Annotated in this window: 25 protein-coding genes and 1 pseudogene; 19 read left to right on the top strand and 7 right to left on the bottom strand. The window is 73.5% G+C overall.

The window, feature by feature from the left end:
* The 3 genes from VGP36_14965 to truA all read left to right on the top strand — a co-directional run.
* The coding region (locus tag VGP36_14965; GenBank protein HEV7656014.1) for a DNA-directed RNA polymerase subunit alpha C-terminal domain-containing protein at positions 1–256 on the top strand (256 nt) is incomplete at its 5' end.
* Positions 257–286: 30 nt separating this feature from the next.
* Positions 287–958 (top strand): 50S ribosomal protein L17, encoded by a 672-nt coding sequence (rplQ, locus tag VGP36_14960; GenBank protein ID HEV7656013.1) that lies wholly within the window; start codon positions 287–289, stop codon positions 956–958.
* A gap of 2 nt (positions 959–960) precedes the next feature.
* Entirely contained in the window at positions 961–1,803 is an 843-nt protein-coding gene (truA, locus tag VGP36_14955) for a tRNA pseudouridine(38-40) synthase TruA (protein ID HEV7656012.1), read from the top strand.
* A gap of 58 nt (positions 1,804–1,861) precedes the next feature.
* On the opposite strand, the gene VGP36_14950 is transcribed toward truA, so the two are convergent.
* Both VGP36_14950 and VGP36_14945 read right to left on the bottom strand, forming a co-directional pair.
* Positions 1,862–2,626 (bottom strand): hypothetical protein, encoded by a 765-nt coding sequence (locus VGP36_14950; GenBank protein ID HEV7656011.1) that lies wholly within the window; start codon positions 2,624–2,626, stop codon positions 1,862–1,864.
* A gap of 30 nt (positions 2,627–2,656) precedes the next feature.
* The gene (locus tag VGP36_14945; protein ID HEV7656010.1) at positions 2,657–3,523 is read right to left on the bottom strand and encodes an ATP-binding cassette domain-containing protein; all 867 of its coding nucleotides are present in this window, start codon (positions 3,521–3,523) and stop codon (positions 2,657–2,659) included.
* A gap of 155 nt (positions 3,524–3,678) precedes the next feature.
* Here VGP36_14945 and VGP36_14940 point away from each other — a divergent pair, with 155 nt between their 5' ends.
* The 9 genes and pseudogenes from VGP36_14940 to VGP36_14900 all read left to right on the top strand — a co-directional run bounded on the left by VGP36_14940 (position 3,679) and on the right by VGP36_14900 (position 14,041).
* Positions 3,679–4,788, top strand: coding sequence for a histidine kinase (locus VGP36_14940; GenBank protein ID HEV7656009.1), 1,110 nt, complete (start codon positions 3,679–3,681; stop codon positions 4,786–4,788).
* Positions 4,785–5,441 carry a response regulator transcription factor gene (locus VGP36_14935; protein ID HEV7656008.1) on the top strand — a complete coding sequence of 219 codons (657 nt, stop codon included), beginning with the start codon at positions 4,785–4,787 and terminating at the stop codon, positions 5,439–5,441. The genes VGP36_14940 and VGP36_14935 overlap by 4 nt, the downstream gene beginning before the upstream one ends.
* Positions 5,442–5,487: 46 nt before the next feature.
* Positions 5,488–8,793 (top strand): formate dehydrogenase, encoded by a 3,306-nt coding sequence (gene fdh, locus VGP36_14930; protein ID HEV7656007.1) that lies wholly within the window; start codon positions 5,488–5,490, stop codon positions 8,791–8,793.
* A complete protein-coding gene (locus VGP36_14925; protein HEV7656006.1) occupies positions 8,786–9,697 on the top strand; it encodes a 4Fe-4S dicluster domain-containing protein in 912 nt (303 codons plus the stop codon). The genes fdh and VGP36_14925 overlap by 8 nt, the downstream gene beginning before the upstream one ends.
* Positions 9,698–9,846: 149 nt before the next feature.
* On the top strand, positions 9,847–10,794 hold the full coding sequence (gene nrfD, locus VGP36_14920; protein ID HEV7656005.1) for an NrfD/PsrC family molybdoenzyme membrane anchor subunit: 948 nt from the start codon (positions 9,847–9,849) through the stop codon (positions 10,792–10,794).
* A 65-nt stretch (positions 10,795–10,859) separates the two neighbouring features.
* Complete coding sequence (locus VGP36_14915; GenBank protein HEV7656004.1) at positions 10,860–11,210, top strand: hypothetical protein; 351 nt, start codon at positions 10,860–10,862, stop codon at positions 11,208–11,210.
* Positions 11,211–11,336: 126 nt separating this feature from the next.
* Complete coding sequence (locus VGP36_14910) at positions 11,337–11,867, top strand: hypothetical protein (GenBank protein HEV7656003.1); 531 nt, start codon at positions 11,337–11,339, stop codon at positions 11,865–11,867.
* Positions 11,868–12,310: 443 nt separating this feature from the next.
* Positions 12,311–13,930: an ATP-binding cassette domain-containing protein gene (locus tag VGP36_14905; protein HEV7656002.1), complete on the top strand. Its 1,620-nt coding sequence runs from the start codon at positions 12,311–12,313 to the stop codon at positions 13,928–13,930.
* A pseudogene (locus tag VGP36_14900) lies at positions 13,931–14,041 on the top strand (RNA polymerase subunit sigma-70). It abuts the gene before it with no gap.
* A 112-nt stretch (positions 14,042–14,153) separates the two neighbouring features.
* On the opposite strand, the gene VGP36_14895 reads toward VGP36_14900, so the two are convergent.
* The 5 genes from VGP36_14895 to VGP36_14875 all read right to left on the bottom strand — a co-directional run bounded on the left by VGP36_14895 (position 14,154) and on the right by VGP36_14875 (position 18,303).
* A complete protein-coding gene (locus VGP36_14895) occupies positions 14,154–14,723 on the bottom strand; it encodes an ATP/GTP-binding protein (protein ID HEV7656001.1) in 570 nt (189 codons plus the stop codon).
* On the bottom strand, positions 14,713–15,069 hold the full coding sequence (locus VGP36_14890; GenBank protein ID HEV7656000.1) for a DUF742 domain-containing protein: 357 nt from the start codon (positions 15,067–15,069) through the stop codon (positions 14,713–14,715). Before VGP36_14890 ends, VGP36_14895 begins: the two co-directional genes overlap by 11 nt.
* Entirely contained in the window at positions 15,066–15,476 is a 411-nt protein-coding gene (locus VGP36_14885) for a roadblock/LC7 domain-containing protein (GenBank protein ID HEV7655999.1), read from the bottom strand. The genes VGP36_14890 and VGP36_14885 overlap by 4 nt, the downstream gene beginning before the upstream one ends.
* Positions 15,473–17,974: an ATP-binding protein gene (locus VGP36_14880; protein ID HEV7655998.1), complete on the bottom strand. Its 2,502-nt coding sequence runs from the start codon at positions 17,972–17,974 to the stop codon at positions 15,473–15,475. The genes VGP36_14885 and VGP36_14880 overlap by 4 nt, the downstream gene beginning before the upstream one ends.
* A gap of 194 nt (positions 17,975–18,168) precedes the next feature.
* On the bottom strand, positions 18,169–18,303 hold the full coding sequence (locus VGP36_14875) for a hypothetical protein (protein ID HEV7655997.1): 135 nt from the start codon (positions 18,301–18,303) through the stop codon (positions 18,169–18,171).
* 43 nt (positions 18,304–18,346) lie between these two features.
* On the opposite strand from VGP36_14875, the gene VGP36_14870 reads away from it, so the two are divergent.
* The 7 genes from VGP36_14870 to glmS form a co-directional block, all read left to right on the top strand.
* A complete protein-coding gene (locus tag VGP36_14870) occupies positions 18,347–18,988 on the top strand; it encodes a PadR family transcriptional regulator (protein ID HEV7655996.1) in 642 nt (213 codons plus the stop codon).
* A 127-nt stretch (positions 18,989–19,115) separates the two neighbouring features.
* A complete protein-coding gene (locus VGP36_14865) occupies positions 19,116–20,096 on the top strand; it encodes an ATP-binding cassette domain-containing protein (protein HEV7655995.1) in 981 nt (326 codons plus the stop codon).
* Entirely contained in the window at positions 20,093–20,848 is a 756-nt protein-coding gene (locus tag VGP36_14860; protein ID HEV7655994.1) for an ABC transporter permease, read from the top strand. The genes VGP36_14865 and VGP36_14860 overlap by 4 nt, the downstream gene beginning before the upstream one ends.
* A 118-nt stretch (positions 20,849–20,966) precedes the next feature.
* Positions 20,967–21,410, top strand: a complete 444-nt coding sequence (gene rplM / locus VGP36_14855; GenBank protein HEV7655993.1) for a 50S ribosomal protein L13 — start codon at positions 20,967–20,969, stop codon at positions 21,408–21,410.
* Between the two features lie 47 nt (positions 21,411–21,457).
* Positions 21,458–21,886 (top strand): 30S ribosomal protein S9, encoded by a 429-nt coding sequence (gene rpsI, locus VGP36_14850; GenBank protein ID HEV7655992.1) that lies wholly within the window; start codon positions 21,458–21,460, stop codon positions 21,884–21,886.
* 59 nt (positions 21,887–21,945) lie between these two features.
* Positions 21,946–23,277 carry a phosphoglucosamine mutase gene (glmM, locus tag VGP36_14845; GenBank protein HEV7655991.1) on the top strand — a complete coding sequence of 444 codons (1,332 nt, stop codon included), beginning with the start codon at positions 21,946–21,948 and terminating at the stop codon, positions 23,275–23,277.
* A 334-nt stretch (positions 23,278–23,611) separates the two neighbouring features.
* Positions 23,612–25,243 (top strand): glutamine--fructose-6-phosphate transaminase (isomerizing) (gene glmS / locus VGP36_14840; GenBank protein HEV7655990.1); only part of this gene is annotated, 1,632 nt, incomplete at its 3' end.

Here is a 25,243-nt window from a genome sequence, read left to right as displayed (position 1 = left end):
CTCGTACAACTGCCTCAAGCGGGAGGGCATCCACACCGTCGGCGAGCTGATCTCGCGCAGCGAGGCGGACCTGCTCGACATCCGCAACTTCGGGGCCAAGTCCATCGACGAGGTCAAGATGAAGCTCGCGCAGATGGGCCTCGCGCTCAAGGACAGCCCGCCCGGGTTCGACCCGTCGAACGTCGTGGACACCTACGGCACCGACGACTACGACAACGCCGGCGACTCGGACTACGCCGAGACCGAGCAGCTCTAGTTTTCCCTTCCCACCAGGAGATTCTTCGTCATGCCTCAGCCCACCAAGGGGCCCCGTCTCGGCGGTAGCCCGGCGCACCAGCGACTGATGCTGGCGAACCTGGCCACGTCCCTGTTCCAGCACGGCTCGATCACCACCACGGAGGCCAAAGCCAAGCGGCTGCGACCGCTGGCCGAGCGCCTGATCACCTTCGCCAAGCAGGGTGACCTGCCCGCGCGGCGCCGGGTGATGACCGTGGTGCGGGACAAGGACGTGGTGCACACGCTGTTCGCGGAGATCGGCCCGCGGTTCGCGCAGCGGCCGGGTGGCTACACCCGCATCATCAAGGCCGGCCCGCGCAAGGGCGACAACGCGCCGATGGCGGTCATCTCGCTCGTCGAGGGGATGACCGTGGCGCAGGAGGCGGTCGGCGAGGCGGAGCGGGCCCGGGGTACCCGGTTCCAGTCCCGCCGGGCGCGGGCCCGGGCCGCGGGTGCGGCGGCGGGCGGCGGCGCGGCCGGGGCCGACCTGGCCGAGGCGGCCGAGATCGAGGCCGAGGAGGCGGAGGACGCTTCTGCTTCTGCCGAGGCTGACGAGCTGGACGCGGCGGACGCGGACGCCGCTGCGGAGTCCACTGAGGACTCCACCGAGGACTCCATCGAGGAGCCCGCCGAGGACTCCACTGAGGAGTCCGCCGAGGACGGGGACTCCGCGAAGTCCTGACCATGCCGTACGACGACGAGCCCGCCGCTCCCTCCGGGGACGGCGGGCTCGTCCGTGTCCGGCTCTCGATCGCGTACGACGGGGGCGGGTTCTCCGGCTGGGCCACGCAGCCCGGGCGGCGGACCGTGCAGGGCGAGCTGGAGCAGGCGCTGGCCCGGGTGCTGCGGGTGCCGGTCGCGCTCACCGTCGCCGGCCGTACGGACGCGGGCGTGCACGCCGTGGGTCAGGTCGCGCACGCCGACCTGCCGCCCGACGCGCTGGCGCTGGGGCTGGTGCGGCGACTGGCCGGGATGCTGCCGGCCGACGTCCGGGTCCGTTCCCTCGAGCCGGCGCCGGCCGGGTTCGACGCCCGGTTCGCCGCGATCTGGCGGCGGTACGCGTACCGGGTGGTGGACGACCCGGCGGCGGCCGACCCGCTGCGCCGGTACGACACGCTGAGCTGGCCCCGGCCGCTGGACCGGGACGCGATGCAGGCGGCGTCCGACCGGCTGCTCGGCGAGCACGACTTCGCCGCGTTCTGCCGGCGGCGGGACGGCGCGACCACGATCCGGGCGCTGCAGCAGCTGGACTGGGTCCGCGGCGCGGACGGCGTGCTGACCGCGACCGTCCGGGCCGACGCGTTCTGCCACTCGATGGTGCGCAGCCTGGTCGGCGCGCTGCTCGCGGTCGGCGAGGGGCGCCGGCCGCCGGACTGGCCGGCCGCGCAGCTGGCCCGCGCCGACCGCAGCAGCGAGATCACCGTGGCCCCCGCCCACGGCCTGACCCTCGTCGAGATCGGCTACCCCTCGGATGCCGGCCTCGCGGCCCGGGTCGAGACCACCCGCCGCATCCGCACCCTGTCCTAGGCGCACATGCGACCGGGCCGGCTCCCGGAAGGAGAGCCGGCCCTGGGCGGGGTGCGGTTCAGGAGACCGCGCGGCGGCGGGTGACGGCGATGCCGGCGACGGTCGTGACGATCAGCCAGCCGGCCAGCACCGCGATCGGACGGGCCGCGGCGTCGCCCTCGATCAGGTCGAACATCGCGCTCAGCGGGTCGATGTCCTTGCCCCAGGTCGGCTTGGCCCCGTTCAGCACGCTCATCCCGACCAGCAGGACCAGGTACGTCCCGGTCAGCGCGGCCGGCGCGTTGCCGACGGTGGCGCCGATGCCGGCCCCGACCACGGTGATCGCGGCTCCCGCCCCGATCGTCGCGAGGACGGCGACGAGCAGGTGGTCCCAGGAGAAGTCCGGCCCGGCGCCGACGGCGGCGACCGCGAACGTGGTGCCGACGACGACTGCGGCGATCGCACCGCCGAGCAGCGCGGCGGCGGCGTACTTGGCGGTCATCAGCCGGCCCCGCCGCGGGACCGCGATGAACGAGGTCTGCACGGTGCCGTGGGTCCACTCGCCCGCGGTGGACAGCACGCCGACCGCGATCAGCAGCATCCCGACGAGGGTGCCGAGCAGGGCCAGCATGGTGGCGGCGCCGGGCGGCTGCTCGCCGAGGGCGAGCATCAGCCCGATCGCGCCGGCCGGCAGCACGGCGGCTGCGGCGGTGAGCGCGATGCCGGAGCGGGTGGACAGCGACTTGCGGATCTCCAGCGCGGTCAGCCGGGCCAGCGGCGGGCGCCGCTCGGTCAGCGGGCGGGCGGCGACGGTAGTGGTCGGGCGGTCCAGGACGGCGGTCATGGTGGGCTCCTAGCGAGGTAAGAAGGGTGATCAGGCGGTCAGCTGGAAGAAGAGGTCCTCGAGCCCGCGGTCCGCGGGCCGCAGGTCGGTCAGCACGTGCCCGGACGCGGTGGCGATCCGGCTGACCTGCTCGGCGCTCGCCCCGGACACGGTCAGCACGCCGTCGGTCTCGGACACGGCCTGCCCGGCCGTACGCAGCGCCGCGGCGAGGCCGAGGGAGTCCAGCGCCCGGACCCGGACGCCGTCCCCGGCCAGCAGGGTCCCGATCGGCCCGTCCGCGACGACCCGGCCGGAGCCGATCACGACCAGCCGGTCCACGGTGTGCTCGACCTCGCCGAGCAGGTGGCTGGACAGCAGGACGGTGCCGCCGCGGGCGGCGTGCCCGCGCAGCAGGCCACGCATCCAGCGGATGCCCTCCGGGTCCAGCCCGTTGGCGGGCTCGTCCAGCACGAGCAGCGCCGGGTCGGCCAGCAGGGCCGCGGCGATGCCGAGCCGCTGCCGCATGCCGAGGGAGTAGCCGCGGATCCGGCGCCGTCCGGCCCCGGCCAGCCCGACCTCGTCGAGCAGCTCGTCCACCCGGCGCAGCGGCACGCCCAGCGTCGAGGCCAGGATGGCCAGGTGCGTACGCCCGGTGCGGCCGGGGTGCACGGCGCCGGCGTCGAGCAGGATCCCGCCGACCGCGGCCGGGTTGGGCAGGTCGGCCCAGCGCCGGCCGTCGATGAGCGCCGACCCCGAGGTCGGCGGCACCAGCCCGGTCAGCATCCGCAGCGTGGTGGTCTTGCCGGCGCCGTTGGGGCCGAGGAACCCGGTCACGGTGCCGGGCTCGAGGGCGAAGGACACGTCGTCGACGACGGTTCGGTCGCCGTAGCGCTTGGTCAGTCCGGTCACGGTGATCATCTCTGCGTTTCTCCTCGCTCGGTGGTGCCATCACAGTGCCGCCGGACCGGGGGTCGCCGAAGTGGCCGGAAGTCGCCGATCCGTCATCGAAAGTGGATCGGGTCCGCACCTTCCGGAGACGGAGCCCGACGCGGGCCCGGACCTACGCTCTGCCCATGCGCAGGCGTTCGTGGATGCTGGACGGGGCGATAGCCCTCGGGCTCGGCATCATCGTCATCGCGGTGGTGACCCTCCAGGTCCCACCGCACGGGGACGCCCGCGCGGCCTCGATCATCGCGACCGGCCTGCTGGCCGCGGCCGCGATCCTGATCCGGCGCCGCTGGCCGCTCTGGCTGCTGGCCGCCGCCGCCCTGGACGGGGTGGTCAGCGGCGAGGTCTCCGGCGCGCTGCCGTTCGCCGCGTACGCGGTGGTCCGCTACGCGCCGGCGGGCCGGATCCGCTGGATCAGCCTCGGCCTGGCCGGGCTCATCGCGCTGGCGCCCTGGCAGTTCTCGTCCGGTACGGAGACGCTGAACAACTTCATCATCGTCGCCCTGCTGCTGGTCCTGCCGGCCGTCTTCGGCCTCTGGGTACGCGCCCGCGCGGAACTCATCACCGCGTTGCGAGACAGGGTGGAGCGGGCAGAACAGGAGCAGCAGTTGCGGGCGCGCGAGGCCGTGCTGGCCGAGCGGGCGCGGATCACCCGCGAGATGCACGACGTGGTCGGGCACCGGGTGAGCCTCATGGTCCTGCAGGCCGGCGCGGTCGACATGGCCGCCGAGGACCCGGAGCGGGTCCGCACCCTGGCCGGCCAGCTCCAGGATGCCGGCCGCCGCTCGCTGGAGGAGCTGCGCCAGCTGCTCGGCCTGCTGCAGGAGGACCCGGACGACGCCCCGCTGGCCCCGCAGCCCGGCCTGGACGACCTGGACGAGCTGGTCCAGGACTCCCGCAACGCCGGCGTCGACGTCACGCTGACCCGCTGCGGGATGCCCCGGGAGCTCGACCCGACCGTGGGCCGGACCGTGTACCGGGTGGTGCAGGAGGCGCTGACCAACGCCAGCAAGCACGCGCCCGGCGGACCGGTCACCGTGACCCTGGACCAGCGCGAGGCCGAGCTGGCCGTCACGATCCTCAACCGGCGGGCGACCCGGTCGAAGCCGCCGCTGCCCAGCGGGGGACTGGGCCTGATCGGCCTGCGCGAGCGGGTCCGTACGGTGGGCGGGACGTTGCGGGCGGAACCGCGCCTGGACGGCGGTTTCGGCGTGGAGGCGGTGTTGCCGGCATGAGTATTCGGGTCCTGCTGGCCGACGACGAGGAGCTGGTCCGGTTCGGGCTGCGTACGGTCCTCGAGTCGGCCGGCCTGGAGGTGGTCGGCGAGGCCGCCGACGGGGCCGAGGCGGTCGCCCTGGCCGGCGAGCTGCGCCCGGACGTGGTGCTCATCGACGTCCGGATGCCCCGGGTCGACGGGCTGGCCGCCGCGAAGACGATCCTGTCCCGCCCGGACCCGCCCAAGGTCGCCGTCCTGACCACCTTCCACACCGACCAGTACGTGGTGGCCGCGCTGGCCGCCGGGGCCTCCGGCTTCCTGCTCAAGGACACGCCGCCGCGGCAGATCGTGGCCGCCGTCCGCGCGGTCGCCGAGGGCTCGGAGATGCTGTCCCCGGCGGTCACCCGCCGGCTGCTGGCCGAGTACGTCAAGGGCCGCGACGACACCCGCAAGCTCGCCGCGCAACGCCGGCTGGCTCCGCTCTCGGACCGGGAGCGCGAGGTGCTGATCCTGGTCGGCCACGGCCTGTCCAACGCGGAGGCGGGGAAGACGGCGTACATGACCGAGGCGACGATCAAGACGTACGTGTCGCGGATGCTGACCAAGCTGGGCCTGGCCAACCGCACCCAGGCCGCGATCCTCGCCTACGAGGCGGGCCTGCTGGAGGACTGATCCGCGGGCGTGGTTAGGCTCCGCCGGAGAGGGAAGGGCAGACGGCGTGGGTGTGCGGACGTTCGTCGAGGGGTGGCCGGTCTACCGGCAGCTCACCGGAGCCGATCCGCTCGGCCGCGGGGCCGCCGCGCAGAGCCCGCGCTCGAAGGGACTGACCCCGCGGACCCGGACGGCCGACAAGGTCGCCCGCAGCGTCTGCCCGTACTGCGCCGTCGGCTGCGGCCAGCAGGTGTTCGTCACCGACGGCAAGGTCACCCAGATCGAGGGCGACCCGGACTCGCCGATCAGCCGCGGCCGGCTCTGTCCCAAGGGCAGCGCCTCGGCCCAGCTGGTGACCGGGCCGCACCGGGAGCAGAAGGTCCGCTACCGCGCGCCGCACGCGACCGACTGGGTCGACCTCGATCTCGGCACGGCCATGGAGATGGTCGCCGACCGGGTGCTGGACGCGCGCCGGGAGGGCTGGCAGGACCGCGACCACAACGGCAACGTCGTGCGGCGGACGCTCGGCTTCGCCAGCCTCGGCGGCGCCACCCTGGACAACGAAGAGAACTACCTGATCAAGAAGCTGTTCACCGCGCTCGGCGCGGTCCAGATCGAGAACCAGGCCCGTATTTGACACTCCTCCACCGTTCCCGGTCTGGGGACCTCCTTCGGGCGCGGCGGCGCCACCAACACGCAAGAGGACCTGGCCGAGTCGGACTGCATCGTCATCATGGGCTCGAACATGGCCGAGGCGCACCCGGTCGGCTTCCAGTGGGTGATGGAGGCCAAGGCCCGGGGCGCGCGGATCATCCACATCGACCCGCGCTTCACCCGGACCAGCGCGCTCGCCGACACCTACGTGCAGCTCCGCGCGGGCAGTGACATCGCGTTCCTGGGCGCGATCGTCAACCACATCCTGAGCAACGACCTGGACTTCCGCGAGTACGTGCTGCCGTACACGAACGCGGCCACGATCGTGAGCGAGGACTTCCGGGACGCCGAGGACCTGGACGGGCTGTTCTCCGGCTACAAGCCCGACTCGGCCTCGTACGACCCGGCATCCTGGCACTACGAGGGGATGGAGCCGCAGTCGCGCGGCTCCGGCGCGGAGGAGAAGGAACAGGCCGGCGGCATGCAGCACGAGTCCGGCGGCCCGGCGATGGAGCACGGCGACCCGCCCCGGGACGAGACGCTGCAGCACCCGCGCTGCGTCTGGCAGATCCTCAAGCGGCATTTCGCCCGCTACACGCCCGACGTCGTCGAGCAGGTCTGCGGCGTGCCGAAGGAGCAGTTCCTGGACGTCGCGAACGCCTGGGTCAGCGCGTCCGGTCGCGAGCGCACCGCCGCGGTCGTGTACGCGGTCGGCTGGACCCAGCACAGCGTCGGCGTCCAGTACATCCGGACGGCCGCGATCATCCAGCTGCTGCTGGGAAACTTGGGCCGGCCCGGCGGCGGCATCATGGCCATGCGCGGGCACGCCAGCATCCAGGGCAGCACGGACGTGCCGACGCTGTTCAACCTGCTGCCCGGGTACCTGGCGATGCCGAGCGCGGCGAGCAACCACTCGCTGGACGAGTGGATCGGCTCGCTGCGGGGCCAGAACCAGAAGGGCTTCTGGCGCAACGCGGACGCGTACGCGATCTCGCTGCTCAAGGAGTACTTCGGGGACGCGGCGACCGAGGAGAACAACTACTGCTACGACCACCTGCCCCGGCTCTCCGGCGACCACGGCACGTACCGGACCACGATGGACATGATCGACGGGCTGGTCCGGGGCTACTTCCTGCTCGGCCAGAACCCGGCGATCGGCTCGGTGCACGGCCGGATGCAGCGGCTGGCGATGGCGAACCTGGACTGGCTGGTGGTCCGGGACCTGGCGATGATCGAGAGCGCCACGTTCTGGAAGGACGGGCCGGAGATCGAGACCGGCGAGATCGCCCCGGAGACCTGCAAGACCGAGGTGTTCTTCTTCCCGGCCGCGTCGCACGTGGAGAAGGAGGGCACGTTCACCCAGACCCAGCGGCTGCTGCAGTGGCGGGAGAAGGCGGTCGAGCCGTCCGGTGACCAGCGCTCGGAGCTCTGGTTCTTCTACCACCTGGGCCGGATCCTGCGGGACCGGCTGGCCGCCTCCACCGACCCGCGGGACCTGCCGGTCAAGGACCTCAACTGGGACTACGAGACCAGCGGCGGTCCGGGGCTGGCCGCGGAACCGTCGGCCGAATCGGTGCTGCGGGCCATCAACGGCTACGGCCCGGACGGGCTGCTCAACGCCTACACCGAGCTCAAGGCGGACGGCTCCACCTCCTGCGGCTGCTGGATCTACACCGGGGTGTACGCGGGCGGCGTGAACAAGGCGGCCCGGCGCAAGCCCCGCTCCGAGCAGCACGAGGCGTACCTGGAGTGGGGCTGGGCCTGGCCGGCCGACCGCCGGATCCTCTACAACCGGGCGTCGGCCGACCCGTCCGGAAAGCCCTGGTCCGAGCGCAAGAAGTACGTCTGGTGGGACGAGGAGCAGGGCAAGTGGGTCGGCCGGGACACCCCGGACTTCGAGGTGACCAAGGCGCCGTCGTACCGGCCGCCGGAGGGTGCGTCCGGTCCGGCCGCGCTGCGCGGGGACGACCCGTTCATCATGCAGTCCGACGGCAAGGGCTGGCTGTTCGTGCCGAACGGGCTGCAGGACGGGCCGATGCCGACCCACTACGAGCCGCACGAGTCGCCGTTCCGCAACGCGCTCTACGCGCAGCAGGCCAACCCGACCCGCAAGGTCTACGGCCGGGAGGACAACCCGTCCAACCCCTCGCCGCCGGAGGAGCACTCCGAGGTCTTCCCGTACGTGCTGTCGACGTCGCGGCTGACCGAGCACCACACCGCGGGCGGGATGAGCCGCACGCTGCCGTTCCTGTCCGAGCTGCAGCCGGAGATGTTCGTCGAGGTCTCGCCCCAGCTGGCGGCCGAGCGCGGGCTGGAGCACCTGGGCTGGGCCACGCTGGTCACCAGCCGCAGCGCGATCGAGGCCAGGGTGCTGGTCACCGAGCGGCTGCGGCCGCTGCGGGTGCAGGATCGGGTCGTGCACCAGGTCTGGGTTCCCTATCACTGGGGGTACACCGGGCTGGTGACCGGCGACGCGGCCAACGACCTGTTCGGGGTGGTGCTGGACCCGAACGTGCTGATCCAGGAGTCCAAGGTGACCACGGTGGACGTCCGGGCCGGCCGCCGGCCGCACGGGGCCGAGCTGCTGGCGCTGGTCGCGGACTACCGGCAGCGGGCCGGGATCACGGTCGAGACCGGGACCGCGGTCGCCACCACCGGTCCCGGTGCGGGCAAGCCGCACCTGGAGGGCGCGCACGACCCCGAGGAGTTCTATGGCTGAGCACGCGCTCTCCGGGCCGCAGCACGACCCGGCCGGCGACTCCGGCTATCCCGCGGATCACCCGGCCCGCAAGGGATTCTTCACCGACACCTCGATCTGCATCGGCTGCAAGGCCTGCGAGGTCGCCTGCAAGCAGTGGAACGACGTGCCCGACGACGGGTTCAACCTGCTCGGGCTGTCCTACGACAACACCGGCGCGCTCGGCGCGTCGACCTGGCGGCACGTGGCGTTCATCGAGCAGCCCGCGGCACCGGCACCGGCACCGGCACCGTCCACAGTGGACCTCGGGATGCCGTCGTTCTCGAAGCCGGGCGACGGGTCCGGGGTGGAGGACCGCGAGGAGTTCCGCTGGCTGATGTCCTCGGACGTCTGCAAGCACTGCACGCACGCGGGCTGCCTGGACGTCTGCCCGACCGGCGCACTGTTCCGGACCGAGTTCGGCACGGTCGTGGTCCAGCAGGACATCTGCAACGGCTGCGGCTACTGCGTCTCCGGCTGTCCGTACGGGGTGATCCAGCGGCGGGAGGGCGACGGCCGGGCCTGGAAGTGCACGATGTGCTACGACCGGCAGAAGGACGGCCTGATGCCGGCCTGCGCAACCGCCTGCCCGACCCAGTCGATCCAGTACGGCGACCTGGACGAGCTGCGGGTGCGGGCCGCGGCCCGGGTCGAGGAGCTGCACGCGCAGGGCGTCGGCGAGGCCCGGCTCTACGGCGAGGATCCGGACGACGGCGTCGGCGGCAACGGCGCGTTCTTCCTGCTGCTCGACGAGCCCGAGGTGTACGGCTTCCCACCGGATCCGGTCGTGCCGGCCCGCGACATCCGCAGCATGTGGACGTACGCGGGGCTGGCGGCGGCCGCGCTGACCGCGGTGGCCGGCGCGGTCTTCGGCGGGCGCGGATGACCCGCGGCGACGGCGACCGGCCGCTCGCCCGCGACCAGGGGGACTACCGGCCCTCCTCGGCCGGCCCCGGCGACCGGGTGGAGCGGTCGGGGGCGCCCGGCGGCCGGCGCGGGCCCAACGTCCGCGACGACGGCTCGCGGGAGCAGCCGATGGTGCCGCGGGCGGAGTTCCGCTCGTACTACGGGCGGCAGATCCTCAAGACCCCGGCCTGGGAAGACAAGATCGCGTACTACTTCTTCGCCGGCGGGCTGTCCGGCGGCTGCGCGCTGCTGGCCGCCGGCGCCGACCTCACCGGCCGGCCGGCGCTGCGCCGCGGCACCCGGCTGACCGGGCTGGCCGCGCTCGCGGCCGGGTCGTACTACCTGATCGCCGACCTGGGCCGGCCCGAGCGCTTCCACCACATGCTGCGGGTGGCCAAGCCGACTTCGCCGATGAGCATGGGCACCTGGCTGCTGGTCGCGTACGGGCCGGGGATCGGGCTCGCGGCGGCGTCGGAGCTGGTGCCGCCGCGGTGGCGGAAGACCGTGCCGGGGCGGCTGATCGGCGCGCTCGGCCGGCCGGCCGGGCTGGCCGCGGCCGCGATCGCGCCGGGCGTCGCCTCGTACGGGGCGGTCCTGCTGGCGCAGACCGCGGTGCCGGCCTGGAACTCCGCCCACGCCGAGCTGCCGTTCGTGTTCACCTCCAGCGCGGCCGCCTCGGCCGGCGGCCTCGGCATGGTGGTGGCGCCGCTGGACCAGGCCGCCCCGGCCCGGCGGCTGGCCGTGGCCGGCGCCGCGGCCGAGCTGACCGTGTCCCGTCTGATGGAGCAGCGGCTCGGGATGATCGGGGAGACGTACCAGACCGGGAAGGCGGCGGTCCACCTGAAGCGGGCGACCGCGCTGACCGCGGCCGGCGGGGCCGGAGCCGCCCTGCTCGGCCGCCGCTCCCGCCTCGCGGCCGTGCTGTCCGGAGTCGCGCTGATGGCCGGGAGCCTCTTCCAGCGGCTGGCCATCCTGCACGCCGGCATCCAGTCCACCGAGGACCCCAAGTACGTCGTCGAACCCCAGCGCCGCCGAATGGCCGAGCGCGAGCCGACCCGGTTGGGTGAACAACCCTAGCCCTCGGTCCCTGCCGTCCGTTATGGTCGATTCACGCGTTCGGCAACTTCGACGGCTGCGCCTGGGTGCTGGCCAGTGCCCTGACCACCGGCACCGGGACGGCCAACGCGCCGTCCTGCGGGCCGGCCGGGCGACTGCCGCTCGGCGACTCCGCGCACACCCCGGCCGCGGGCATCGACACGAACGGCGACGGGGTGCCGGACCGGCTGACCGCGCCGTACCAGGTCGTCTGCCAGAGCGCCGGGCTGTACGGGAACTATCGCGGCGGCGCGCACCACGACTTCAGGTTCGACCTCGGCCCGGGGACGCCGGTGGGCTGGCGCTACACGACCGGTGACGGCCGGTCCGCCGCCATCCGGTACGACGCCGGCGACACCTGGGCCTTCATCCCCCGCGAGTGCATAGCCCCACGCTGATAGGTCTGACCTTGTCGATTCGACTGCGCCCGTAGTCGCAGACCTCATACGGTCATCCACGGTCCGTTGGGGGGACCGGCGGCCCGGACCCGGACCGCGTCGGATCGACACGGGAGCACTGTTTTCATGAGGCGAGTTCTCGCCGGGCTGCGCGCTGCGCGGATCCGGCCGGACAGGAGCGTCCGCATCACGCTGGCGGGCGCAGGAATCCTTCTGCTGGCGGCCTGCGGGCCGCCCACGACAAAGGCGTCGTCGTTCGAGCCGCCGGGGGTGAGCGTCGCCGCGACCACCACCACCGCCGCGCCGACGACGACACCGCCGCCCACGACGGCGGCGCCGGAGACCACCACGGCCGCGCCGACGACGTCCGCGCCGACCACCGCCACCCCGAAGCCGAAGCCCGCGCCGAAGCCCGCGCCGAAGCCCGCGCCGAAGCCCGCGCCGAAGCCGAAGCCCGCGCCCAAGCCGGCACCGGCACCGTCCACTTGCGACCCGAGCTACGTCGGCCAGTGCCTGAAGGACGGCATCGGCGACTACGACTGCTCCAGCGGCAAGGGCAATGGCCCGAACTACGTCTACGGCACCGTCCGGGTCGTCGGCAGCGACCCGTTCGGCCTGGACAGCGACGGCGACGGGTTCGGCTGCGAGAAGGGCTGACCCGTACGGCGGCGCGTGTCACCATCGGGACGTGACCGCGCCGCCGCCCGGTGAGGGTGAGGTCCTCGAGCGGCACCGCCGAGGACCTCTACTTCCAGGGCGACTACGCGACCGCCGCGGCCCGGTACGAGCAGGCCTACGCGGCGTACCGGCGGGAGGACCGGACCGCCGGCGCCGCCCGCGCGGCCCGTACGCTGGGCTGGATCAGCGGCGGCGTGTTCGGCGACTGGGCGGTGGAGAGCGGCTGGCTGGCGCGGGCCCGCGGCGTGCTGACCGAGGCCGGCCCGGACGGATCGGCCATCTCGCCGGCGCAGCGACGGAGCGGGGGCGACGTCGAGGGCAACTTCCTGGCCATGCTGGAGCAGGCGCCGGCCTTCGCGGCGTCGACTCCCCGGAGCGGCTGCTCGGGAAAACGGGATGACCCGAGCAGGGACACTGGGGGCATGGGGTATGTGGACGTCGGTCATGTCTCGGTGCTGCTCCCGGACGGCCGGATGCTGCTCGACGACGTCAGCTTCCGGGTCGGCGAGGGCACGAAGGCCGCCCTCGTCGGCGCCAACGGCGCCGGCAAGACCACGCTGCTGCGGGTGGTCTCCGGCGACCTGACGCCGACCTCCGGCGGCGTCGCCGGCTCCGGCGGCCTGGGCGTGATGCGCCAGTTCATCGGCTCGATCCGGGACGACACGACGGTCCGCGAGTTCCTGCTCGGCCTGGCCGCGCTGTCGTTGCGCGAGGCCGGCGCCGAGCTGGAGGCGGCCGAGTGGGCGCTGGCCGAGACCGAGGACGAGCCGACCCAGCTGCGGTACGCGGGCGCCCTGGCCGCCTGGGGCGACGCCGGCGGCTACGACGCCGAGGTCACCTGGGACACGGTCACGGTCGCCGCGCTCGGCATCCCGTTCGAGCGGGCCCAGCACCGGATGGTGCGCACGCTGTCCGGCGGCGAGCAGAAGCGACTCGCGCTGGAGACGCTGCTGCGCGGGCCGGACGAGGTGCTGCTGCTGGACGAGCCGGACAACTACCTGGACGTGCCGGGCAAGCGCTGGCTGGAGGACCGGCTGCGGGAGACCTCGAAGACGGTGCTGTTCGTCAGCCACGACCGGGAGCTGCTGGCCCGGGTGGCCGACCGGGTGGTGACCGTCGAGGCGCACTCGGCCTGGGTGCACGGCGGCGGGTTCGGCACGTACGCGGCGGCCCGCGAGGCCCGGCTGGACCGGCTCGACGAGCTGCACAAGCGCTGGGAGGAGGAGCACGCCCGGCTCAAGGAGCTGGTCCGGACCTTGCAGCAGCAGGCGAAGATCAGCCCGGACATGGCCTCGCGCTACAAGGCGATGCAGACCCGGCTGGCCAAGTTCGAGGCGGCCGGCCCGCCGCCGGAGCGGCCGGCGGAGCAGCAGGTGGCGATGCGGCTGCGCGGCGGGCGTACCGGGGTCCGCGCGCTGACCTGCGTCGGGCTGGAGCTGACCGGGCTGATGCACCCGTTCGACCTGGAGGTGTTCTTCGGCGAGCGGGTCGCCGTGCTCGGCTCCAACGGCTCGGGCAAATCGCACTTCCTGCGGCTGCTGGCCGGGGAGCCGGTCGCGCACGCCGGCGCGGCCAAGCTCGGCGCCCGGGTCGTCACCGGCCTGTTCGCGCAGACGCACGAGCGCCCGGACCTGGCCGGCAAGACGCCGGTGGAGATCCTCTGGCGCGGCGACGACCGGCGCTCCGGGATGGACCGGGGGCGCTCGGTCGGCCTGCTGCGCCGGTACGGGCTGAACGAACAGGCCGACGTCCGCTTCGACCTGCTCTCCGGCGGCCAGCAGGCCCGGCTGCAGGTGCTGTTGCTGGAGCTGTCCGGGACCACGATGCTGCTGCTGGACGAGCCGACCGACAACCTCGACCTGGTCAGCGCCGAGGCGTTGCAGCAGGCGCTGGCCGCGTACGAGGGGACGGTGCTGGCGGTGACCCACGACCGCTGGTTCGCCCGCACCTTCGACCGCTTCCTGGTCTTCGGCACGGACGGGGCGGTGGTCGAGACGCCCGAGCCGGTGTGGGACGTGTCCAGAGTGGACAGAGTTCGCTAGGTGGAGTTCGAGGAGCTGGTCGCGTCGCCTCGGCGGGAGCTGCTCGCCCACCGCTATCGGATGACCGGGTCGGTCCAGGACGCCGAGGACACGCTGCAGGAGGCGCTCCTCGGCGCCTGATCGAGCGCCGCCCGGCCCGGGTCCTGGTGTCCGGACCGGCGTACGCGGCGCTGGCGTGGGAAACGCTGGTCTTCGGCAACGGGACGCTCTGCCCACGGTGGACTCAGGCCGCGGTGACCCGGGCCAGCGCGTGCTCGACGAGCGCGATCAGCGTGCCCAGCGCCGCCCCGGCATGCCGGGCGTCGGTCCGCAGCAGCGGCTGGTCCGGCCGCAGCGCCAGCGCGTCCCGGACCGCCGCGTCGGAGAACACGTGCGCGCCCGGGAAGTCGTTGATCGCCACCACGAACGGCACCCGCCGGTCCTCGAAGTAGTCGATCGCGGCGAAGCAGTCGTCGATCCGACGCAGGTCCAGCAGTACGACCGCGCCGACGGCGCCGCGGGACAGGTCGTCCCACATGAACCAGAAGCGGTCCTGGCCCGGCGTACCGAAGAGGTAGAGCACCAGTTGCTCGTCCACGGTGATCCGGCCGAAGTCCATCGCCACGGTCGTCGTCGTCTTGCCCTTGATGTGGGTCAGGTCGTCGACGCCCTCGGACAGCTCGGTCATCAGCGCCTCGGTCCGCAGCGGCGGGATCTCGGAGACCGCCCCCACGAACGTCGTCTTGCCGACCCCGAATCCCCCCGCGATGATGATCTTGACGGGAACGGGCGGCTCGCGCCGCTCAACGCCCACGGAGTCCCTCCAGCAGTCGTTCCAGGATCTCGGCGGGCGGCGGCCCGTCGGCCTGGCGTGGCATGTGCACAGTGAGGTAGTCACCGGCCGCGAGGTCGCCGACCAGCACCCGCGCGACCCCCAGCGGTACGTGCAGGTGCGCGGCCACCTCCATCACCGAGGTCGGCTGGGCGCAGAGGTCGAGGATGTCGCGGCGCTCCCGGGGCAGCCCCGGGTAGCGCTCCCGGCCGAAGTCGGTGACCGTGGCCAGCGCCTCCAGCGGCAGCTCCGCCCCCTGGGACCGGGTCCGGCCGCGGGTGAGCAGGTAGGACGGGACGACCCGGCCGCCACCGGTGGGTTCGGTCACGGTATGCCGTACCCGCGGACGGCCGGGGTGAGCAGCTGCCCGACCCGGCTGACGAGCATGGTCATCTCGTAGCCGACGACGCCGATGTCACAGCTGGCGTCGGCGAACACGGCCAGCGCCGAGCCGTCGGAGATCGACGTGACGAACAGGTAGCCGCCGGCCATCTCCACGATGGTCTGGCGGACCGGCTCGGCCCGGAAGCACTGCGCGGCGCCGCGGGTCAGGCTGACCAGCCCGGAGGCGACCGCGGAGAGCTGGTCGGCCAGGCCGATCGAGAGGCCCTCGGAGGCCGCCAGCCGCAGGCCGTCGCCGGACACGACCAAACCGTGCCGGACGCCGTGCACGCGGCGGGCGAAGTCGTCGACCAGCCAGTCGAGCTGGCGGCCGGCGGCGATCGGGTAGCTCATCGGGCCGGTCCGCCTTCCGGCTGGTCACCGTCGACCTGGCTGCGAGCCGCGCGCTGGGCCGCCTGGAAGCGGGACAGCGCGTTGCGGGCGGTCATCGGGTCGCGGACGACCGGGGTCTCCTCGGCCGCGGCCGCTTCGGTCTCCCGGCGCAGCCCGGCCGCCAGGTTGGCCTGCGGTACGCGCCGGCGCAGCTGCGGTTCGTCGTCGGCCGGCGGCCGCGGCTCGGGCAGCGGGTCCGGATCCGGGTCCGGCGGGCCGTTGCCGTTCTGCGGGGTCGGCCGGTCCGGCTCCGGCCGGGGCTCGCCGCCGGCCCCCGGGGTGGTCCGGCTCCACCAGCTCGACCAGCTGTCGTCGGTCTCGCCGCCGGGCTGGGCCGCGCCGTCGCCGCCCGCGGTCGCCGGGGCCTGGAACGGCGCCGGCAGCTGGGTCATGCGCTCCCGCGGTGCCGCGGGCAGGTCGCCGGCCGGGCCGTCGCCGGGCCGGGCGAGCCGGCTGCGGTTGAGTGCCTCCCCGGGGCCACGGCGAGGCAGCTGGAGGCCGGGATCGCCCGCGGGCGCCGGCTGGGTGGGCGGCAGCGGCGGCGTCGGCCGCGGCGGGATGGCCCGGGGCGGGGCCGGCGGGCGCACCGGGGTGGCCGTGCCGGCGGCGCTCAGGCCGTTCGTGGCGGTGGTGGGCGGCGGCCCGCCGTTCGGGGCCGTTCCGGGCCGGGCCGGGCGGGCGCCGGCCGGACCGGTGGAAACGCCCATCGGAACCGGCCCGCCGGCCGCACCGGTCTGCACGGGCCCGCTGGCCGGACCCACCTGCACGGGCCCGCTAGCCGGACCCACCTGCACGGACCCACTGGCCGGACCGGTCTGTACGGGCCCGCTGGCCGGACCGGTCGGCAAGGCCGGAGGGACGGGGCTGCCCATCGGAACCGGACCACTGGCCGGACCGGTCTGAACGGGACCGCCCGGGGCGGCCCCGCCGGCGGACCCGGTCTGCACCGGGATCGAGGGCACGGGCCCGGCCGGGAGCGGCCGGGCCGGGGCGACCGCCCCGTTACCGTTGACCGCCCCGTTGACGACCGGCCGGCCCGTCGGCATCGCGGCGGGCGGCGGCGTACCGAAGCCGCCGGCCGGCGTACCGCCCGGCGGCGTACCGAAGCCGCCGGCCGGGACCGCGCCGCGCGGCGTGCTGAACCCGCCGCCGTACCCGCCGTTCGCCGGGGCGGCGGTCGCCCCGACCAGCACGGCAGACCGCTCGAAGACCACCGGCGGCAGCAGGACCACCGCGGTGACCCCGCCGCCCGGGGTGGGTGTCAGCTCGACGGAGATCCCGTACCGCTGGGCGAGGCGGGCGACCACGTGCAGGCCCAGCCGCTGGGAGACCGACAGGTCGACCTCGCGCGGCGCCCGCAGCGTGTCGTTGGCCTCGGCCACCTCCTGGGCCGTCATGCCGACGCCCCAGTCCTCGATGGTGACCAGGCGGGTGCCGGGCGAGCTCGGCAGCGGCCGGCTGCGCACGACCACGGTCACGCCGGGCGGGGAGAAGTGGACCGCGTTCTCCAGCAACTCGGCGAACAGGTGGGTGAGGTCGGCGACGCTGCGCCCGGAGACCGAGAGGGTCTCGTCGATCGCGTCGTCGACCCGGTCGAGGTCCTCGATCTCGGCGATCGCGGCCCGCACGACGTCCACCAGCGCGACCGGCTCGCGCCAGATCCGCGGCGACTCCTCGCCGGAGAGCACCAGCAGGCTCTCGGCGTTGCGGCGGATCCGGGTGGCCAGGTGGTCGAGCCGGAAGAGGTCGGCCAGCGCGTCCGGGTCCCGCTCCTTGTCCTCGAGGTCGTTGAGCAGGTCCAGCTGCCGGTAGAGCAGGTTCTGGTTGCGGCGGGCCAGGTTGACCAGCAGGTCGGAGGTGAACCGGCGGCGCCCGATCTCGGCGTCGGCGAGCTCCTGGGTCAGCTGCAGCGAGCGGACCTGCTCGTCCTCGGTGGTCTTCCAGAACAACACCACGCCGACGCAGGCGGCCAGCACGGCGACACCGTGGATCAGCGACCACTCCCAGGGGTGCTCCTGGGCCGAGGTGTGGTTGAACATGAGGTCCGGCACGAAGCTGGAGCCGATCCCGTGGCTGAGCACCGTGAACAGGATGTTCAGCAGGAACGGGATCCAGTCCTGGTAGAGCGCGATGAAGCCGATCATGATGAAGAAGTGGAAGTGGGCCTCGATCGCGCCGTCGGAGAAGCCGACCAGCGCGGCCGAGCAGTAGACGAGCCCGAGCGTGACGAACGCGGAGGCGAGCCGCCGCGACTGCAGCAGGTGCCCGACGATCAGGCAGGCCAGCGGCAGCGCCAGCGTCTCGGCGACGTCGGCCGCGGCGAAGTGCCGCAGGACGCCGAAGACGAAGAGCCCGGGGATGTGCGCAGCCAGGACCCATTGGAGCAACCTGTGCCGGCGGTGCCACTCCTCGTCACTGAGGGTGTTGCCCCTGGGCAGATAGGCGAGCACTGCCGACACGCCGGACCTCCTCGCACTGCGCGGCTTGGGGGGAGGCCCGAATACTTCGCCAGCGCGAGAGGGTCTGCAATCAGAACCGAGATGATACTTCGCACCGTGACCGGACGCGTACGCAAAGGGAGGGATCAGTCCTTTGCGGACCGTGCGATGTGGACAGTACACGCCGCAAAAGGGGCGGCGGCCCCGACGGCCGATCAGGCCGCCGTCGACCGCGCCGGCGCGTGCTCGACGACCCCGATGAGAGTCACCAGGCAGGACTTCGAGTCCCGGGCGTCCATCCGGATCAGCGGGCGCCCGGCCCAACGCCGTACTTGACACGGGATACTCACGTTCAGATACTCGGGTTCGAGTAATTGAGCTGGAGGTTCCGTGATGGCGCGCCGGAAGGTGAGCAACCCGCTGGCCCTGGCCGTGCTGGCCTGTCTGGCCGAGCGCCCGATGCACCCGTACGAGATGGCCACGATCATGCGTGAGCGCGGCAAGCACGAGTCGATCAAGCTCAACTACGGCTCGCTCTACTCGGTGGTCGAGTCGCTGCAGAAACACGGTCTCATCGCCCCGAAGGAGACGGTCAAGGACGGCCGCCGCCCGGAGCGGACGGTCTACGAGATCACCCCGCCCGGCCGGCTGGAGTTCGTGGACTGGCTCGGCGAGCTGATCGGCACGCCGGCGAAGGAGTACCCGGCGTTCGAGGCCGGGCTGTCCATGATCGGCGGGCTGCCCCCGGACGCCGCGGTCTCGCTGCTCCAGCAGCGTGCGGCCCAGCTGCGTTCGCAGCAGCAGGCCGCCCGGGAGATGCAGCGGTACGCGGCCGACCTCGGCGTCCCGCACCTGTTCCTCATCGAGGCCGACTACCGGCACAGCCAGATCCAGGCCGAGATCGAGTTCGTGGAGAAGCTGGCCGCCTCGATCGCCGACAGCAGCCTCGACGGCGTCGCGTACTGGCGGGAGGCGCAGCGGCGGTACGCCGCCGGTGAGGAGGTGGAGCCCCTCCGGCTGCCCTCCCAGAGCTGAGTCCGGCGGGGTGCGCCAACACCCCGCCGGACCGGAACCCCGCGAACCACACCACCGGAGCAGCGCCGGCCCGCAGGACCGCACCCTCACGATAGCCAGCGCGCTCCGCCCGTACGAAGGAGTGCTCGTGTCCGACGACCTGGCCATCGATGCGAAAGACCTGGTCAAGGCCTATCCCGGCGGGAAGGCCGGGCCGGTCCGGGCGGTGCGGGGCGTCAGCCTCGCCGTCCCGGCCGGGACCGTGTCCGGGCTGCTCGGCCCGAACGGCGCCGGCAAGTCCACCACCGTCAAGATCCTCACCACGCTGACCAAGGCGACCGGCGGCAGCGCGGTCGTCGCCGGCCACGACGTGGACCGGCACCCGGACACGGTCCGGCGCGCGATCGGCTGCGTGTTCCAGAAGCACGCCGTCGACCCGGAGGCGACCGGGCGGGAGAACCTCCTCCTGCAGGGCCACCTGTACGGCCTGCGCGGCGCCGCGCTGCGGTCCCGGACGGCCGAGCTGCTGGGCCGCTTCGGCGTCGAGGACGCCGCCGGGCGGCTGGTCCGGACCTGGTCCGGCGGCATGCAGCGCAAGCTCGACGTGGCCATGGGGCTGGTGCACCGGCCGCGGGTGCTGTTCCTGGACGAGCCGACCACAGGGCTGGACCCGGAGGCCCGGTCCGAGCTCTGGGCGCTGGTCGCCGGGCTGGCCCGGGACGAGGGGCTGACCGTGCTGCTCACCACGCACTACCTGGAGGAGGCCGACCGGCTGGCCGACCGCCTCGTCATCGTCGACCGCGGCCGGGTGGTCGCCGAGGGCACGGCCGAGCAGCTGAAGAGCGAGCTGCGCGGGGACGCGCTGGTGGTCGAGCTGGCCACCGAGCCGGCCGGGCTGCCCCGGCTGGACGGCGTCCGCGAGGTCACCCTGGACGGGCGGACGCTGCGGGCCCGGGTCGACGACGGCGCCCGGGCGGTGCCGGCGGTGCTGGCCGGGCTGGAGGCGGCCGGACTGGTCCCGGCCTCGGTGACCGTGGCCCGGCCGTCCCTGGACGACGTCTACCTGCGGCACACCGGCCGCGCCTTCTCCGCCGAGGCCACCCCCGAGCTGGAAGGGGCGGGCCGATGAGCGACGCGGTGGTGCTGGCCGGCCGGGGCGTGCGGGCACTCGTCCGGCAGCCCTGGTTCGTCGCGATCACGCTGGTGCAGCCGGTGGTCTGGCTGCTGCTGTTCGGGGCGCTGTTCGAGAACGTGGTGCCCTCGCCGACCGGGGACTACCTCGGGTACCTGACGCCCGGGATCGTGGTCATGTCGGCGTTGTTCGCCAGCGGCTGGACCGGGATGGGCTTCATCACCGACGCCGAGCGCGGGGTGATGGACCGGCTGCTGGTCTCGCCGGTGCGGCGCGGCTCGGTGATGACCGGCTCGCTGCTCAACCAGCAGGTCACGACCGTGGTGCAGACGCTGGTGATCCTTGCCCTCGGGTACGCGACCGGGGCCCGGTTCCCCGGCGGCGTCGGGGTGCTGCTGGTGTTCCTGCTGGCGGTGATCCTGCTCGCGGCCGCGTTCGCGTCGTACTCCAACGCGCTGGCGCTGCTGCTGCGCAGCCAGGAGTCGCTGATCGGGGCGGTGAACTTCGTCGTGCTGCCGCTGTCCTTCCTCTCCTCCATGCTGGTGCCCGCCGACCACCTGCCGGGCTGGATCGCGGCGATCGCCCGGTGGAACCCGGTGGACTGGGCCGTGGTCATCGGGCGGCAGGCGCTGGCGCAGGACGTCGACTGGGGCCTGGTCGGCACCCGGCTGGCGGCGCTGGCCGCGCTGGCGGTCGTCGCGGCGGCGCTGGCGGCCCGGGCGTTCTCCTCGTACCAGCGGTCCGTGTGAGCCCCCGCGGGGCGCCGGCCGGGACCCTCTTTTGACCCGGTCGGCGGCCCGCGGGTACCCTCGATCGCTGGCGCACGAGGTGTGCCTCCCCGCTCCGAGCAGAAGAGAAGGCAGTCCCGTGCCCACGTACACCCCCAAGCCCGGCGAGGTCACCCGCGCGTGGCACGTCATCGACGCGTCCGACGTGGTGCTCGGTCGCCTGGCCAGCCAGGCGGCGATCCTGCTGCGGGGCAAGCACAAGCCGCAGTTCGCCCGGCACGTGGACACCGGTGACTTCGTCATCGTCGTCAATGCCGCGCAGGTCGTCATGACCGGCAACAAGGCCGAGACGACGTTCGCCTACCGGCACTCCGGCTACCCGGGCGGGCTGCGCAAGCAGACGTACGCCGACCTGCTGCGCAAGCGCCCCGAGCGGGTCATCGAGCAGGCCGTGAAGGGCATGCTGCCGAAGAACACCCTGGGCCGGAAGATGCTCACCAAGCTCAAGGTGTACGCGGGTCCGGACCACCCGCACGCAGCGCAGATGCCTGTTCCGTTCGAGATCATCCAGATCGCGCAGTAAGGGATTACGTGACCGACCCCATCGAGCAGCCCACCGCCCCGGCTCCCATCGCCCCCATCGCCCCCATCGCCTCTGTCGCGTACGACAGCCCGCGGCTCATCCAGACCGTCGGCCGTCGCAAGGAGGCGATCGTCCGGGTGCGGCTCATCCCGGGGACCGGCCAGTTCACCCTGAACGGGCGCACGCTCGAGGAGTACTTCCCGAACAAGGTGCACCAGCAGCACATCCGTGAGCCCCTGGTGATCCTCGAGAAGAACGAGCAGTACGACGTCGTCGCGCTGCTCAACGGCGGCGGCATCACCGGCCAGGCCGGCGCGCTGCAGCTCGGCATCGCCCGGGCGCTGATCGAGGTCGAGATGGACGACCGCCCGGCGCTGAAGAAGGCCGGCTTCCTCACCCGCGACCCGCGGGTCAAGGAGCGCAAGAAGTACGGCCTGAAGAAGGCGCGCAAGGCGCCGCAGTACTCCAAGCGGTAAGTCGCCCCTCGTTTCACGGAACCGGCGTCCTCGGGGCGCCCGGTCGATGGAGGTTGCCCGTGGGACGGCTGTTCGGTACGGACGGGGTACGCGGGCTGGCGAACGCCGAGCTGACGCCCGAGGTGGCACTGGGAGTCGCGGTCTCGGCCGCGCACGTGCTCTCGGAGCGCTCCGGCGGCGTCCGGCGGACCGTGGTGGTCGGCCGGGACGGGCGGGCCAGCGGCGAGATGCTCGAGGCCGCCGTCATCGCCGGGCTGACCAGCGCGGGCGCGGACGTGCTGCGGGTCGGCGTGCTGCCGACCCCGGCCGTGGCCCACCTCACCGCCGAGCTCGGCGCCGACTTCGGCGTGGTCCTCTCGGCCAGCCACAACCCGATGCCCGACAACGGGGTCAAGCTCTTCGCCCGCGGCGGCCTGAAGCTGGCCGACGTGGTCGAGGACGAGATCGAGGCCCGGATCGGCGAGAGCTGGACCCGGCCCACCGGCGCCGGCGTCGGCCGGGCCCGCGCCCTGCCCGACGCGGCCGACCGCTACGCGAGCTACCTGCTCGGCACGCTGGGGCACCAGCTCGACGGCCTGCGGGTCGTGGTCGACTGCGCCAACGGGGCCGCCTCGCTGGTCGGACCGGCGGTGCTGGCCCGCGCCGGGGCCGAGGTGATCGCGATCGCGGCCGCGCCGGACGGCGAGAACATCAACGACGGCGTCGGCTCCACCCACCTGTCCGGGCTGGTCGAGACCGTCCGGGCGACCGGCGCCGACGTCGGGATCGCCTTCGACGGGGACGCGGACCGCTGCCTGGCCGTCTCCGCCGACGGCGCGATCGTCGACGGGGACGCGATCCTCGCCGTCTGCGCGCTGGCGCTGCGGGAGCAGGGCCTGCTGAAGTCCGACACCGTCGTCACCACCGTGATGAGCAACCTCGGCCTGCACCACGCGATGCGCGACGCCGGCGTCGCGGTCGTCACCACCCCGGTCGGCGACCGGTACGTGCTGGAGGCGCTGCGGGAGCAGGACCTGTCCCTCGGCGGCGAGCAGAGCGGGCACGTGGTCTTCGCCGACCAGGCCACCACCGGCGACGGGCTGCTCACCGCACTGCAGCTGCTGGGCCGGGTGGCGGGAGCGGGAGTACCGCTGGCGGAGCTGGCCGGGGTCGTGCACCGGCTGCCGCAGGTGCTCATCAACGTGCCGGTCGCGGACAAGGCCCGGGTGGCGGCGGCGCCGGCCGTGGTCGCCGCGGTCGAGGCGGCGTCGATCGAGCTCGGCGAGGACGGCCGGGTGCTGCTGCGCCCGTCCGGCACCGAGCAGATCGTCCGGGTCATGGTCGAGGCCCCGACGCAGGACATCGCCGACGCCATCGCCCACCGCGTCGCCGCCGCCGTCTCCACCTCCTGACGCGGGCGCTCCCGTACGCAGCCAGAGGGCCCGGCTCCGTGGGAGCCGGGCCCTCTGACATGGCGAGTGCCCGTCGGTCACGGGGCGACCGGCGGGCTCTCGCGTCTGTGGCTGGGGAGTGGGTCGACGGGCCCGGGCGAACCCCACGATCACCCCGGGGCCGTCCGCCCAGGCCGGAACCCGCTCCAGCAGCCGGCGGTACTCCGCTTCCAGCCGGGCTGGCCCGGCCGTGGTCGTGCTGCTCGTCATCGACCCCCCGATCGCCGACGTGACCAGCACATCTTACTCTGTGTCACCGAGTGACCACAAAGGTACTCCCGTACTCTGACGGACCATGTGCGGCATCGTGGGGTACGTCGGGCACCGGCAGGCGCTGGATGTGGTGCTGGAAGGGCTGCGGCGCCTGGAGTATCGGGGTTACGACTCTTCCGGAGTGGCGGTCCTGGACGGCGGGCTGGTGGTCGAGAAGCGGGCCGGCCGGATCGAGAACCTGGACAAGGCGCTGGCCGCCGAGCACCCGGCCGGGATCCACGGCACCACCGGCCTCGGGCACACCCGCTGGGCCACCCACGGGGCGCCGACCGACCGCAACGCGCACCCGCACCTGGACACGGCCAACTCCGTCGCGGTCATCCACAACGGGATCATCGAGAACTTCGCACCGCTGCGGGCCGAGCTGGAGGCCGCGGGGATCGAGCTGCGCAGCGAGACCGACACCGAGGTCGTCGCGCACCTGGTCGCCGCCGAACTCTCGGCTCTGTCAGCGGCCGGCTCCGCCGGGGCAGGCGGGAACCTGGCCGACGCCGTCCGGCTGGTCTGCCGGCGCCTGCACGGGGCGTTCACGCTGGTCATCGCGCACCAGGGCGACCCGGACCGGCTGGTCGCCGCCCGCCGCAACTCCCCGCTCGTGCTCGGCGTGGGCGCGGGCGAGACGTTCCTGGCCAGCGACGTGGCGGCGTTCGTCGAGCACACCCGGGACGCGGTCGAGCTCGGCCAGGACCAGGTCGTCGAGATCACCGCGGACGGCTACACGGTGACCGACTTCGCGGGCGCGCCGGTCGCGACCATGCCGTTCCGGGTCGACTGGGACCTCGCCGCCGCCGAGAAGGGCGGCTATCCGTACTTCATGCTCAAGGAGATCCAGGAGCAGCCGGCCGCGGTCGCGGACACGCTGCTGGGCCGGTTCGTCGACGGCCGGATCGTGCTGGACGAGCAGCGGCTGGACGCCCAGGAGCTGCGTGACGTGGACAAGGTGTTCGTGGTCGCCTGCGGCACGGCGTACCACTCCGGGCTGATCGCGAAATACGCGATCGAGCACTGGACCCGGGTGCCGGTCGAGGTCGAGATGGCCTCGGAGTTCCGCTACCGGGACCCGGTGCTGGACCGGGACACGCTGGTCGTCGCGATCTCGCAGAGCGGCGAGACGATGGACACGCTGGAGGCGATCCGGCACGCGCGGGAGCAGAAGGCGCGCGTGCTCGCGGTCTGCAACACCAACGGCGCGCAGATCCCGCGGGAGTCCGACGCGGTGCTCTACACCCGCGCCGGGCCCGAGATCGGCGTCGCCTCGACCAAGACGTTCCTGGCCCAGATCGCCGCCACCCAGCTGGTGGGGCTGGCGCTGGCCGGCGCGAAGGGCACCAAGTACGGCGACGAGGTCGCCCGGGAGTTCGCCGCGCTGGAGGCGATGCCGGCGCTGATCGCCGAGGTGCTGTCGGTGGTGGAGCCGGTGCGCGAGCTGGCCCGGGACATCGCCGGCTCGAAGGCCGTGCTGTTCCTCGGCCGGCACGTCGGCTATCCGGTGGCGCTGGAGGGTGCGCTGAAGCTCAAGGAGCTGGCGTACATGCACGCCGAGGGGTTCCCGGCCGGCGAGCTGAAGCACGGGCCGATCGCGCTGATTGACGCGAAGATGCCGGTTGTCGCGCTGATGCCCAACGACGCGCATCGAGAACGGACGCTCAGCAAC

This window comes from Mycobacteriales bacterium (assembly GCA_035995165.1).
Taxonomy (GTDB): Bacteria; Actinomycetota; Actinomycetes; order Mycobacteriales; family CADCTP01; genus CADCTP01.
This window is presented reverse-complemented; position numbering and strand designations above follow the sequence as displayed.